The sequence below is a fragment of the Pseudomonas sp. UBA7500 genome (assembly GCF_002478435.1).
GTDB classification, from domain to species: domain Bacteria; phylum Pseudomonadota; class Gammaproteobacteria; order Pseudomonadales; family Pseudomonadaceae; genus Aquipseudomonas; species Aquipseudomonas palmensis.
In genome coordinates this window covers 179052-191586 of record NZ_DLNW01000018.1, presented here as the reverse complement: position 1 = coordinate 191586, position 12535 = coordinate 179052, and the positions used below count along the sequence as shown (strand labels likewise).

Genomic DNA, 12535 nt, shown 5'->3' with positions numbered 1-12535 from the left:
CCTTCGGCGGCGGGCACGCCCTCGGCGGCCAGTTCGGCGGCTTCCGCCGGTTCGGCCTGGGCATCGGCAGGCTGCTTGGCTTCAGGCAGGGCGGTCGCGACCGACTGGGCCAGCGCGGCGACCATGCTTTCCTGTTCGCTCATCGGCGTATCGGCCTGGCCTTCCTCGCGGCGGTTGCGGCCGCGGCCACGGCGGCGGTTGCGGCCGGCGCCGGCGTCGTCGCCAGCGGCTTCCGGCGCGACATCGGGACGGCTCGAGGCCTGTGCGGCCTGCACTGCCTGGTCGCGTTCGCCACGCTCGTTGCGATTGTTGCGCTCGCCGCGTTCCTGGCGTTCGCCGCGCTCGCCTTCGGGCCGGCGGTTGCCACGGATGTGATGACGGCCGCCTTCGCCGCCCTCGGCGCCTTCCGTGCGCGATTCACCGCGACGGTTGCGATTGCGGTCGGAACCATGGCGTTCGCCGCGGCGTTCCTGGCCGTCATGGGCGCCACGGCCCTTGCCACGTGCCGGCGAGGCGGCGCGCTTGGCGCCGGTCTCTTCCTGGGCAGCGGCGGGCGCGGTCTTGGCGGGCTCGGAATTGCCGGTCAGCCAGCCGAACAGGCGCTTGAGCAGGCCGCCGCCCGATTGCGCCGGGGCGGCCGCGGGAGCGGGCGCCGGGGCGGGGGTCGACACGGGCGCCGGCTGCGAGGGCGTGATGCCCTTGACCAGCGCTTCGGGGCGGGCCTTGATCTCGCTTTCGCGCGGCTGCCACGGAGCGTCCGTGGCCGGCGCCTCGACCAGTTCGAAGCTGGTCTTCACTTCTTCCAGGCGCGGATCGTCGTGGCGCAGGCGCTCGATGTGGTGATGCGGCGTTTCCAGGTGCTTGTTGGGGATCAGCACCAGGTTGACCTTCAGGCGGGCTTCCATCTTGGTGATGTCGGCGCGCTTTTCGTTCAGCAGGTAGGTCGCCACGTCGACCGGCACCTGGGCGTGGACCGCCGCGGTGTTTTCCTTCATGGCTTCTTCCTGCAGCAGGCGCAGGACGTGCAGGGCGCTGGATTCGGCGTCGCGGATCACGCCGGTGCCGTTGCAGCGCGGGCAGGTGATGTGCGAGCCTTCGTTCAGGGCCGGACGCAGGCGCTGGCGCGACAGTTCCATCAGGCCGAAGCGCGAGATCTTGCCCATCTGGACGCGGGCGCGGTCGAAATGGAGGGCGTCACGCAGGCGCTGTTCGACGGCGCGCTGGTTCTTGCTGTCTTCCATGTCGATGAAGTCGATGACGATCAGGCCGCCCAGGTCGCGCAAGCGCAGCTGGCGGGCCACTTCGTCGGCGGCTTCCGAGTTGGTCCGCAGGGCGGTTTCCTCGATGTCGGCGCCGCGGGTCGAGCGGGCCGAGTTGACGTCCACGGACACCAGCGCTTCGGTGTGGTCGATGACGATGGCGCCGCCCGAGGGCAGCTGCACCGTGCGCGAGTAGGCCGTTTCGATCTGGTGTTCGATCTGGAAGCGCGAGAACAGCGGGATGTCGTCGCGGTAGCGCTTCACGCGCTGGACGTTGTCCGGCATCACCACGCTCATGAACGCGGTGGCCTGGTCGGCGATCTCGTCCGTGTCGATCAGGATCTCGCCGATCTCGGGCGAGAAGTAATCGCGGATGGCGCGGATGACCAGGCTGGATTCCAGGTAGATCAGGATGGGCGCGGAGTTGTCGCGCGCGGCGCCGTCGATGGCGGTCCAGAGCTGCAACAGGTACGACAAGTCCCATTGCAGTTCTTCGACGTTGCGGCCGATGCCGGCGGTGCGGGCGATGATGCTCATGCCCTGGGGCAGCTCGAGCTGCTCCATCGTGTCGCGCAGTTCCTGGCGGTCCTCGCCCTCGACGCGGCGCGAAACGCCACCGCCACGGGGGTTGTTGGGCATCAGGACCAGGTAGCGGCCGGCCAGCGAGATGAACGTGGTCAGGGCGGCGCCCTTGTTGCCGCGCTCTTCCTTTTCGACCTGGACGATCAGTTCCTGACCTTCACGCAGGGCGTCCTGGATGCGGGCGGTGCGGACGTCGACGCCTTCCTTGAAGAAGCTGCGGGCCACTTCCTTGAAGGGAAGAAAGCCATGGCGGTCTTCGCCGTAGTTGACGAAGCAAGCTTCAAGGCCGGGTTCGATCCGGGTGATGACACCTTTGTAGATGTTGCCTTTGCGTTGTTCGCGGCCGGCAGTCTCGATGTCGAGGTCGATGAGTTTTTGCCCATCGACGATAGCGACGCGTAATTCTTCCTGGTGCGTCGCATTGAACAGCATGCGCTTCATGAGAGGGTTTCTCCGTTGTCATGACGCGCCGATATCGGCGCGTGACCTCGGGCCACTCGGGCTGCGGCTGAAGCGGGCAAGAAGATGCGGACCGTACCTGGGCGGCGCCCAGGCGTATCCGCCGCGGGTCAGGCGGGCACGTCGTGCCGTGGGGCACGGGGTTCTTTCAGCAGGAGGGTCAGCTTCACTGAATGTGGTTTGACGGAAATGTGCTGTGAACGGCAGTTGCGGCCGGATTGGTTGCCGACGCGCAGCTGGTGCTTTAAATATGCGACGATTCTTGCAGTGCTTCAAGCCGCTTGCGGCAGGCAACGGACCTGCTGGGACAGCGGGCAAAATGAATGCCACACCACTATCCGGCAGGGCGCGGTTGCGCCGGCGACCAAATGACCCAGGGGTTGAATGAGCAGGCAGTACAATGGCGGCCCACGCGCTCGACGGAGTTGCGTACTTGAGTTGCATCTCTACGCCAGCGGCTGATTCAGCCCCTTAAGGCTGTCCCGATTATATGTCGCTTTCCGCAATGCGCAAAGAAACTTCCTCCCCTATGGCCACCCCCTCCGTCCGCATGGTGGAAGTGGGCGCCGAGCATGCCGGCCAGCGCCTGGATAATTACCTGATGCGCCTGTGCAAGGGCGTCCCCAAAACCCACATCTACAAGGCCATCCGCGGCGGCGAGGTCCGGGTAAACAAGGGACGCATCTCGGTGGACTATCGGGTCGCGGAAGGCGATATGGTCCGTATTCCGCCGCTGCGCCTGCCCGACCCTGGCAAGCCCAGGCCGGTGCCGGCGGCCGAATTCCCGGTGGTGTTCGAGGACGACGCGATGCTGGTGGTGGACAAGCCCGCCGGCGTGGCGGTCCATGGCGGCAGCGGCGTGTCCTTTGGCGTCATCGAGCAGCTGCGCGCCGCCCGCCCCGAGGCCAAGTTCCTGGAACTGGTGCACCGGCTCGACCGCGAAACCTCCGGCCTGCTGATGGTCGCCAAGAAGCGCAGCGCGCTGCTGGCCCTGCACGCCATGCTGCGCGAGGGGCGCAGCGACAAGCACTATTACGCGCTGGTCGAGGGCGACTGGGTCAACGACCGCCAGCACATCAAGCTGTCGCTGTCCAAGTGGACCACCCAGTCGGGCGAGCGCCGCGTCAAGGTCGATCCCGACGGCCAGACCGCCCACACCATCATCACGCTCAAGCAGCGCTTCGGCCGCTACAGCCTGGTGGACGCGGAACTGCGCACCGGGCGTACCCACCAGATCCGTGTGCATCTGGCGGCCAGCGGCTTTCCCATCGTGGGCGACGACAAGTACGGCCACGACGAGGTTCGCGCCGAATTCTCGCGCATGGGCTTTGGCCGCATGTTCCTGCATGCCCACCAATTGACCCTGAACCATCCGCTGACGGGCGAGCCGATGACGCTGACGGCCGAACTGCCGCCCGCCTGCCGGAAAATACTGAAACAACTGGAGTCGGTCTGATATGTCGTATTCGCTGGTCGTTTTTGACTGGGACGGAACCCTGATGGATTCCACGCACAGCATCGTGGCCGCCATCCAGGGCGCATGCCGCGACCTGGAGCTGCCGGTGCCGTCGGCCTCCGACGCCAGCTGGGTGATCGGGCTGTCGCTGGAAAGCGCGCTGCGCCGTGCCGTGCCGCAGCTGACGCAGGCGATGCTGCCGCGCTTTCTCGAGCGCTACCGCACCCACTACCTGCTGCGCGATCCTGAATTGCGCCTTTTCGACGGCATTCCCGAGCTGTTGAACGCGCTGGCCGAGCGCGACGTGCGCCTGGCCGTGGCCACCGGCAAGAGCCGCGTGGGCCTGACGCGCGCCCTGGCCGCGACCGGCCTGGGTCCCATGTTCGACGCCACCCGCACGGCTGACGAAACCTTCAGCAAGCCGCATCCGGCCATGCTGCACGAGTTGATGAGCGAGCTGGACGTCGATCCGGCCCGCGTGGTGATGGTGGGCGACACCTCCCACGACATGCAGATGGCCACCAATGCCGGCGTGCACGGCCTGGGCGTGACCTACGGCGCACATACCCTGAAGGAACTCGAGGGTTGTGGCCCGCAAGCGGTGCTGGAGAGCGTGCCGCTGGTGCGCGACTGGCTGCTCAGCCGGACCCTGACGGCCGCTGCCTGACGGCCGCGGGCGTCCCGTCCCGGCGGGAACGCCGGGAGAGCGGGGCGGTCTATTACCGATCGCCGCCGGCTACGCCGGCGGAATATCATGGGGTCGCGAAACGTCCACGGTTTGAGCGGGGCGGCAGCGACGCGACTCGCCGCGCCGGCCCCCAGGAGATTCCCATGTTGATACGCAAGCCCGATGACATCGTTCCGTCCGAGATCACGACCGAAGCGGTCTGGCGGTCGCGCCGCGACCTGATCCTGCGCGCCGGCGTGACGGCGGCGGGGCTGGGGTTGCCGGGGTGGGCGACGCGCAGCGCCTTCGCCCAGGGCGCCGGTGCCGGCGTCCTGGCGGGCCAGGCCAATGCGGCGTTCAGCGTCATGGACAAACAGACGTCCTTCGCTGATATCACGTCATACAACAACTACTATGAATTCGGGGTCGACAAGGGCGAGCCCGCGGCCAACGCCGGCAAGCTGCAGACCCGGCCCTGGACGGTCAGCGTCGAGGGCGAGGTCGGCAAGCCGCGCACCTTCGATATCGACGAACTGCTCAAGCTCGCGCCGATGGAAGAGCGCGTCTACCGGCTGCGCTGCGTCGAGGGGTGGTCCATGGTGATTCCCTGGGTCGGCTATTCGCTGTCGGCGCTGCTCAAGCAGGTCGAGCCCACCGGCAATGCCAAGTACGTGGAATTCGTGACCGCCGTGCAGCGCGAGAACATGCCGGGCGTGCGCGCCGCCATCCTCGACTGGCCCTACGTCGAAGGGCTGCGCATCGACGAGGCCATGCATCCGCTGGCCATGCTGGTGTTCGGCGTCTACGGCAAGATGCTGCCCAACCAGAACGGCGCGCCGCTGCGGCTGGCCGTGCCCTGGAAATACGGCTTCAAGTCGGGCAAGTCGCTGGTCAAGATCCGTTTGGTGGAAAAGCAGCCGGTATCGTCGTGGATCAAGGCCGCGCCGCAGGAATACGGCTTCTATGCCAACGTCAACCCGACCGTGCCGCATCCGCGCTGGAGCCAGGCCACCGAGCGCCGCATCGGCGAGGACGGCCTGTTCACGCCCAAGCGCAAGACCTTGATGTTCAACGGTTATGCCGAGCAGGTCGCGTCGCTCTACCAGGGCATGGACCTGAAGGCCAACTATTGAAGCCGCCGGTGGCCGATGGCGCCGGCGCGGCCGCGGCGCGCAAGCCGCAATGGTCGGCGCGGGCCGTGGGGCGCGCCAAACCCTGGCTGTTCCTGTTGGGCCTGGCGCCGTTCGCGCGCTGGATCTGGCTGGGTTTTTCCAACGGCCTGACCGCCAATCCGGTTGAATTCCTGACCCGTTCGTCGGGCACCTGGACGCTGGTGTGCCTGCTCGTGACGCTGGCGATCACGCCCTTGCGGCGCTTGACCGGACAGCCGGCGCTGGTGCGCGTGCGCCGCATGTGCGGCCTGTTCGCCTTCTTCTATGGCGCCATGCACTTCATGGCCTGGGTCTGGTGGGACCGTGGTCTCGATCCCGCCGCCATGCTGCAGGACATTGGCGAGCGGCCCTTCATCACGGTGGGCTTCGCCGCTTTCGTGCTGATGGCGGCGCTGGCGGCCACCTCCACCCAGTGGGCCATGCGCAAGCTGGGCAGGCGCTGGCAACAATTGCATCGCGCCATCTATCTCATCGGCCTGCTGGCGGTGTTGCATTACTGGTGGCACAAGGCCGGCAAGAACGACCTGTCGCAGCCGATCCTCTATGCCTCGGTGCTGGCGCTGCTGCTGGGGTGGCGGCTGGTCGCCTGGTGGCGCCGCCGCCCGGGGTGAACCCATCTCGTCGGGCGTGCCGTGTCCTTCGCGGTTACCGCCCGGGGCGTCGGGCTACAACATGGCAAGCATGATGGCCGCGGTCTCCGCGTCGGGCTGGCCGTCGTGCAGGGCGGGCCGATAGTGCATCTGGAAGGCCGCCAGCACATTGATGGTGGCGCGGTCCAGGGTGCCGGTTTGCGGGCTGGTGTAGCCCAGGCGTTGCAGTTGCTGCTGGAACCAGGCCACGTCGGGCGTGCCCTGTGCCTGCAGCCGTGCCAGGTGCGCGGCGGCGCCGGCTTCGTCGTACCAGCGGCCGATGCCCGCCGCGGCCAGTTGCTTCCAGGGGAACAGCGGGCCGGGATCGACCTTGCGCTGGGGCGCGATATCGCTGTGGCCGACCACGTTCCGGGGCGCGATGCCGTGGCGCTGGATGATGTCGCGCAGCAGGATGGTCAGCGCGCGGATCTGGCGGTCGCCGTAGGCATGCCATTGCGGTTTGCCATCATCGCCGTCGGTCCAGCCGGGGTTGACGATCTCGATGCCGACCGACGTGCTGTTCATGGCGTTCAGGCCGTACCAGGCGCTTTCGCCGGCGTGCCAGGCGGCGCGGGACTCATCGACCAGCCGGTAGGCGCGGCCGGGCGTATCGATCAGGTAATGGGCGCTGACCTTGCCCTGCGACAGCAGCTTCATCGACAGTGCGTCGTCGGTCGAGGTGTAGTGCAGGACCACGAAGCGCACCCGGCTGCTCTGGCTGGCCGCGGTGATGGAGGTGTCCAGGTCCAGGCCCGCGGGGCCGCGCTGGGCGCAACCGGCCAGGGCCGCCAGGGCCAGCAATACCGCTGCAGATCGGATCATCGTCAGCGCGCCAGGTACAGGAACAGGGTGGGCATCTTGTCCAGCTGCGGGGCGGGCTGCTTCTTCCAGTCGGCGATGGTGCGGGTGACGATCCATTCGTCGGCGGTGGTCAGCGCGCGCGCCACGCACAGCTTGGTGTCGCCCTTCAGGCTGGCCAGCAATGTGGCGAACATGGCGGCGTTGCGGTAGGGGGTCTCGATCAGCAGTTGCGTCTGGTTGTGCCGCGCGGAGTGCTGTTCCCACGCCTTGAGCTGCCTGGCGCGCTCGCCGGCGTCCACCGGCGCGTAGCCGTGGAAGGCGAAGCGCTGGCCGTCCAGCCCGCTGGCCATCAGGCCCAGCAGGATGGAGGAGGGGCCGACCCAGGGCTTGACGGTGATGCCGAGCCGGTGGGCGGCGTCCACCACCTTGGCGCCAGGGTCGGCGACCGCCGGGCAGCCGGCCTCGGATACCAGGCCGATGTCGGCGCCGCGGCGCACCGGCTCGAGCCAGGCGCCGATCTGGGCGGCGTCGGTCTTGTCGCTCAGGGTATGGATGGTGATTTCCTGCAGCGGCCGGGTGGTGCCGACCTGCTTGAGGAAGGCCCGCGCCGTCTTGGCGTTTTCGGCGATGTAGGTGTCCAGGCTGCCGGCCCGCTCGCGCGCGTCGGCGGGCAGCCAGCTTTCGGGGGCGGCGTCGCCCAGCCCCACGGGAATCAGGTGCAGCGAGCCACTCATGCGGCCGCTCCGGGCGCGGCCAGGGGGTCCAGGCCGAAGCCGGCCAGCATCCGGGTCAGGGCGATCAGCGGCAGGCCGATGATGGCGGTGGGGTCATCGCTCTGGATGCTCTCCATCAGGGCAATGCCCAGGCTTTCCGCCTTGGCGCTGCCTGCGGTATCGTAGGGTTCCTCGGCGCGTAGGTAGGCGTCGATGGCCTGGTCGCTCAGGCGCCGGAATCTGCATCGCGTCACGATATCGGCTTTTTCCACCCGGAGGCCGTCAGTCACCGCCAACGCGCTGTGAAATTCCACGATCTGCCCGGAAAGTGCGCGCAATTGCGCCTGGGCGCGCGTAAAATCGCCAGGCTTGCCAATGGGTTGGCCGTCCACCGTGGCAACCTGATCCGACCCGATGACGACGCTGCCGGGATGCCCCCCGACCACCGCCATGGCTTTGGCCACCGACAGGCGCAGCGCCAGCGCTTCGGGTGATTCGCCCGGCTGTGGCGTTTCGTCCACATCGGGCGAAATGGCGGTGAAGGGCAGGCGCAGGCGGGCGAGCAGTTCTTTGCGGTAGCGCGAGCTGGAGGCGAGGATCAGGCTGGGTTGTGAGGGCATTCGATATTTGACGCTGGGACGTAAGTCACAGTATTATCTAACGTTTTGCGGCATTTTTGCAGGGCAGCATGACTTTTGGGCGGGGCGCACCCCGCGCCAGTCATCGGTTTGGCGCCCTGGGATGGCCGCGAATGCACGGGATGTGCGGGTTGTGCGCGAATGCGCATTTCCGGCGGCCTCGTGCGAAAGGACAGAACATCAAGCCCATCGACGCATTCGCATTCGCCCATTCGGGCAAGGAAGCGCAAGGCACCATACCTCTTGTGCGGTTGACGCGCGCGGTTGACGGACTTCCCGAGCAACCGGCGGGTGAGGCCGGCCTTGTGACGTGGTCCGTGCGCGGCGAGATGGGCAAGGCCGGGCTGCTGCAAGGTCAGCCGCTCCTGCGCATTCATGTGCGGGCCAATCCGGTCGTGGTGTGTCAGCGGTGCAATGAGCCGTTCGCCTATCCGGTGGACAGCGAGGTCCTGCTGCAACTGGTCAAGTCCGAAGCCGACCTCGACGACGGCTTTACCTCCGGCGATCACGCCGCGGGTTTCGACGACGAGGACGAGGACGGCGAGGAAGGAAACGCAGGAAATGGTTTTGTGTCCAACCAGCCTGAAAAGGTGGTGGGTTCGCATCACTTCGATCTGTTGGCCCAGATCGAGGATGAGCTCATTCTGAGCGTTCCGTATGTGCCCAAGCATGATGTATGCCCGGGCGCGCAGGCCAAGGACAGCGAGGCTTCCCAAGAGCCCGTTGTCAAGCGTCCGTCGCCGTTTGCGGTGCTGGAACAACTGAAGCACAAAGATTGAGATCAACATCGGGCCGCATCGCGTACAATGCGCCCCGTTTCTAGGAGTCATCATGGCCGTTCAACAAAACAAGAAGTCCCCGTCCAAGCGCGGTATGCACCGCTCGCACGATTTTCTGGTGAATCCGTCGACCGCGATCGAACCCACCACGGGCGAAACGCACCTGCGTCACCACATCAGCCCCAACGGCTTCTACCGTGGCCGCAAGGTCCTGAAGACCAAGGCCGACGAATAAGGCCCCCGGGCCGAACTCGTACTCGGACCATTTCGGCTGAGCGCTGATACCTGGCACCCGTGATACGCATCGCCATAGACTGTATGGGCGGAGACTTCGGTCTGCCCGTCACGATTCCGGCTGCGATCGAGTTCGCCCGGCAATTTCCGGACACCCGGCTGTTGCTGGTCGGGCTTCCGGACGCTATCGAAGCGGCGCTCTCCGAGCATCGCGGCGTCGAGCGTGATCGCTTCGAGATCGTGGCGGCTTCCGAAGTCGTCACCATGGACGACCCGGTCGAGGTCGCCCTGCGCCGCAAAAAAGACTCCTCCATGCGCCTGGCCGCCCAGTCCGTCAAGGACGGGCGCGCCGACGCCTGCGTTTCCGCCGGCAACACCGGCGCATGGATGGCCATTTCCCGCTATGTGCTCAAGACGCTGGACGGCATAGACCGCCCCGCGATCGCCACGTCCATTCCGAACCAGACGGGCCGCGCCACCACGGTGCTGGACCTGGGCGCGAACGTGGACTGCACGGCCGAGCACCTGCTGCAATTCGCCATCATGGGCGCCGCGCTGTCGCAGGCGGTGGACCATCGCGACAGCCCCACGGTGGGGCTGCTCAACATCGGCGAAGAAGTCATCAAGGGCAACGAGGTCGTCAAGGAAGCCGCCGAGCTCCTGCGCGCCAGCCCGCTGAACTTCTACGGCAACGTGGAAGGCAATGACATTTTCAAGGGCACGGTCGACGTCGTCGTCTGCGACGGTTTCGTCGGCAACGTCGTGCTCAAGTCCGTGGAAGGACTGGCCAAGATGTTGTCCAGCGTCATCCGCGAAGAGTTCAAACGCAACCTGATCACGCTGCTGGTCGGCGCCCTGGCCAAGCCGGTGCTCAACCGCCTGCGCAATCGCGTCGATAACCGTCGCTACAACGGCGCGGCGCTGCTGGGCTTGCGTGGCGTGGTCATCAAGAGCCACGGTTCGGCCGATGCCTACGCTTTCGGCTTCGCCTTGCAACGGGCCCGCGAGGCCGTGGTGAGTAAACTGCTGGAGCGCACCGCTCAGACGGTGGCGCAGATCAACCAGCGCGTCCAGTCGGCTTCGGGTGTTTCGGCGCTCGAACCGGGCGCGGCTGGGGACACCGCTTGATGGATACCGCAATGAAATATTCCGCGATCGCGGGCACCGGCAGCTTCCTGCCGGAACGCGTGGTTTCGAATGACGCCCTGGCGGCCGAACTGGCGACGCGCGATATCGCCACGTCCGACGAGTGGATCGTCGAACGCACCGGCATCCGGCAGCGCCACCTGGCCGAGCGCGGCGTGACCACCAGCCAGTTGGCCACCGAGGCCGCGCGCCGCGCGTTGGCCGATGCCGGTGTCGACGCGTCCGAGGTCGATCTGATCGTGCTGGCCACCTCCACGCCCGATTTCGTGTTCCCCAGCACCGCCTGCCTGGTGCAGGCCAACCTGGGCGCCAAGGGCTCCGCGGCCTTCGACGTGCAGGCCGTGTGCAGCGGTTTCGTCTACGCCCTGACCACCGCCGACAGCTTCATCCGCGCCGGCCGCGCGCGTTGCGCGCTGGTGATCGGCGCCGAAGTGTTTTCGCGCATCCTCGACTGGAACGACCGCAGCACCTGCGTGCTGTTCGGCGACGGCGCCGGCGCGGTGGTGCTCAAGGCTTCCGACAAGCCCGGCATCATGGCCGCGCAGCTGCATGCCGATGGCAGCCAGATGAAGATCCTCAGCGCCGCGGGCAACGTGGCCTATGGTGACGTCACCGGCGATCCGTTCCTGCGCATGGACGGCCAGGCGGTGTTCAAGCAGGCCGTCACGGTGCTGGACCGCTCGGCCCGTGATACTTGCGCGGAAGCCGGGATCGAGATCGCCGATGTCGATTGGTTGATCCCGCACCAGGCCAACGTCCGCATCCTGAATTTCCTGGCGCGCAAGCTTGCCGTGCCGGTCGAGAAGGTTGTCATCACCGTCGACAGCCACGCCAACACCTCCGCGGCCAGCGTGCCGCTGGCGCTGGACGCCGCGCGCCGTGATGGCCGCGTCAAGGCCGGCCAATTGGTCCTGATGCAGGGCGTGGGCGGCGGATTCACCTGGGGTTCGGTACTGGCCCGCATGTAAGGGCGAGTCCGGCATGGCGCGGAGTGCCGCGCCTGCCGGATGGCACGCTCGACATTCCACAGACTCAGAATCAATCCACACGGTCAATCATGAAAATCGCTTTTGTCTTCCCCGGCCAGGGTTCGCAAGCAGTCGGCATGCTCGATGCCTGGGCCGACGTCGCTGCCGTGACCGACACCGTGGCGCGCGCCTCGCAGGCGCTGGGCCAGGACCTGGGCGCGCTGATCGCGCAGGGCCCCACCGAACAGCTCAACCTGACCACCAACACCCAGCCCGCCATGCTGACGGCCGGCGCCGCGTTCTTCGCGGCCTGGCGCGCGGCGGGCGGCCGTAACCCCGATGTCGTCGCCGGCCACAGTCTGGGCGAATACGCCGCGCTGACGGCCGCCGGCTCGCTGGCGCTCGAAGATGCCGTGCGCCTGGTGCGCGTGCGCGCCGACGCCATGCAGGCCGCCGTGCCGGTCGGCACTGGCGCCATGGCCGCCATCCTCGGCCTGGACGATGACGCCGTGCGCGCTGCCTGCGCCTCGGCGGCCCAGGGTGAAGTGGTCGAAGCGGTCAACTTCAATGCGCCGGCGCAAGTCGTGATCGCTGGCCACAAGGCCGCCGTCGAGCGCGCCTGCGAGCTGGCCAAGGCCGCCGGCGCCAAGCGCGCGCTGCTGCTGCCGGTGTCGGCGCCGTTCCACTCCAGCCTGCTCAAGCCCGCCGCCGACGTGCTGGCCGGCGCGCTGGCCGCGGTGACGGTGGCGGCGCCGCAGATGCCCGTCATCAACAACGTCGATGTCGCCGCCCCGACCGAACCCGGGGCAATCCGGGATGCGCTGGTGCGCCAGGCGTGGCATCCTGTGCGTTGGGTCGAAACGCTGCGCGCCATGAAGGCCCAGGGCGTGACCCACGTCATCGAGTGCGGTCCGGGCAAGGTCCTGACCGGCCTGACCAAGCGTATCGACCCCGAGCTCACCGGCCTGGCCATCACGGATCCGGCCTCGCTCGAAGCCGCGCTGGCCGCGGTCAACGGAAACTAAGACCATG

13 protein-coding genes are annotated in these 12535 nt (G+C 67.3%); 9 read left to right on the top strand and 4 right to left on the bottom strand.

Features of this window, described 5'->3' with window-relative positions; genetic code table 11:
* On the bottom strand, positions 1–2282 hold a 2282-nt coding region (locus tag B4I46_RS08890; protein WP_286899708.1), incomplete at its 3' end, for an Rne/Rng family ribonuclease.
* A 547-nt stretch (positions 2283–2829) separates the two neighbouring features.
* Here B4I46_RS08890 and B4I46_RS08885 point away from each other — a divergent pair.
* From B4I46_RS08885 to msrQ, 4 genes are all read left to right on the top strand, one after another.
* Entirely contained in the window at positions 2830–3756 is a 927-nt protein-coding gene (locus tag B4I46_RS08885) for an RluA family pseudouridine synthase (RefSeq protein ID WP_020924705.1), read from the top strand.
* Position 3757: 1 nt separating this feature from the next.
* Positions 3758–4423, top strand: coding sequence for an HAD family hydrolase (locus B4I46_RS08880; RefSeq protein WP_020924704.1), 666 nt, complete (start codon positions 3758–3760; stop codon positions 4421–4423).
* Positions 4424–4587: 164 nt separating this feature from the next.
* Positions 4588–5556, top strand: a complete 969-nt coding sequence (gene msrP, locus B4I46_RS08875; protein ID WP_020924703.1) for a protein-methionine-sulfoxide reductase catalytic subunit MsrP — start codon at positions 4588–4590, stop codon at positions 5554–5556.
* Positions 5553–6206 carry a protein-methionine-sulfoxide reductase heme-binding subunit MsrQ gene (gene msrQ, locus B4I46_RS08870; RefSeq protein ID WP_026382576.1) on the top strand — a complete coding sequence of 218 codons (654 nt, stop codon included), beginning with the start codon at positions 5553–5555 and terminating at the stop codon, positions 6204–6206. Before msrP ends, msrQ begins: the two co-directional genes overlap by 4 nt.
* A gap of 54 nt (positions 6207–6260) precedes the next feature.
* Here msrQ and B4I46_RS08865 read toward each other — a convergent pair whose 3' ends face one another.
* The 3 genes from B4I46_RS08865 to B4I46_RS08855 are packed head-to-tail and all read right to left on the bottom strand — an operon-like array spanning position 6261 to position 8358.
* Positions 6261–7043, bottom strand: coding sequence for an N-acetylmuramoyl-L-alanine amidase (locus B4I46_RS08865; RefSeq protein ID WP_286899746.1), 783 nt, complete (start codon positions 7041–7043; stop codon positions 6261–6263).
* Between the two features lie 5 nt (positions 7044–7048).
* Entirely contained in the window at positions 7049–7759 is a 711-nt protein-coding gene (locus B4I46_RS08860; RefSeq protein ID WP_020924700.1) for an SAM-dependent methyltransferase, read from the bottom strand.
* On the bottom strand, positions 7756–8358 hold the full coding sequence (locus B4I46_RS08855; RefSeq protein WP_238921009.1) for a Maf-like protein: 603 nt from the start codon (positions 8356–8358) through the stop codon (positions 7756–7758). The genes B4I46_RS08860 and B4I46_RS08855 overlap by 4 nt, the downstream gene beginning before the upstream one ends.
* A 131-nt stretch (positions 8359–8489) precedes the next feature.
* Between B4I46_RS08855 and B4I46_RS08850 the strand changes: the two genes are divergently transcribed.
* From B4I46_RS08850 to fabD, 5 genes are all read left to right on the top strand, one after another.
* A complete protein-coding gene (locus B4I46_RS08850; RefSeq protein WP_286899700.1) occupies positions 8490–9155 on the top strand; it encodes a YceD family protein in 666 nt (221 codons plus the stop codon).
* 52 nt (positions 9156–9207) lie between these two features.
* Positions 9208–9390: a 50S ribosomal protein L32 gene (gene rpmF, locus B4I46_RS08845; protein WP_006389284.1), complete on the top strand. Its 183-nt coding sequence runs from the start codon at positions 9208–9210 to the stop codon at positions 9388–9390.
* A gap of 50 nt (positions 9391–9440) precedes the next feature.
* Positions 9441–10517: a phosphate acyltransferase PlsX gene (plsX, locus tag B4I46_RS08840; protein WP_267910546.1), complete on the top strand. Its 1077-nt coding sequence runs from the start codon at positions 9441–9443 to the stop codon at positions 10515–10517.
* A gap of 11 nt (positions 10518–10528) precedes the next feature.
* Positions 10529–11503 (top strand): beta-ketoacyl-ACP synthase III, encoded by a 975-nt coding sequence (locus tag B4I46_RS08835; RefSeq protein ID WP_006389286.1) that lies wholly within the window; start codon positions 10529–10531, stop codon positions 11501–11503.
* Positions 11504–11592: 89 nt separating this feature from the next.
* Positions 11593–12528, top strand: coding sequence for an ACP S-malonyltransferase (fabD, locus tag B4I46_RS08830; RefSeq protein WP_026382572.1), 936 nt, complete (start codon positions 11593–11595; stop codon positions 12526–12528).
* Positions 12529–12535 lie beyond the last annotated feature (7 nt).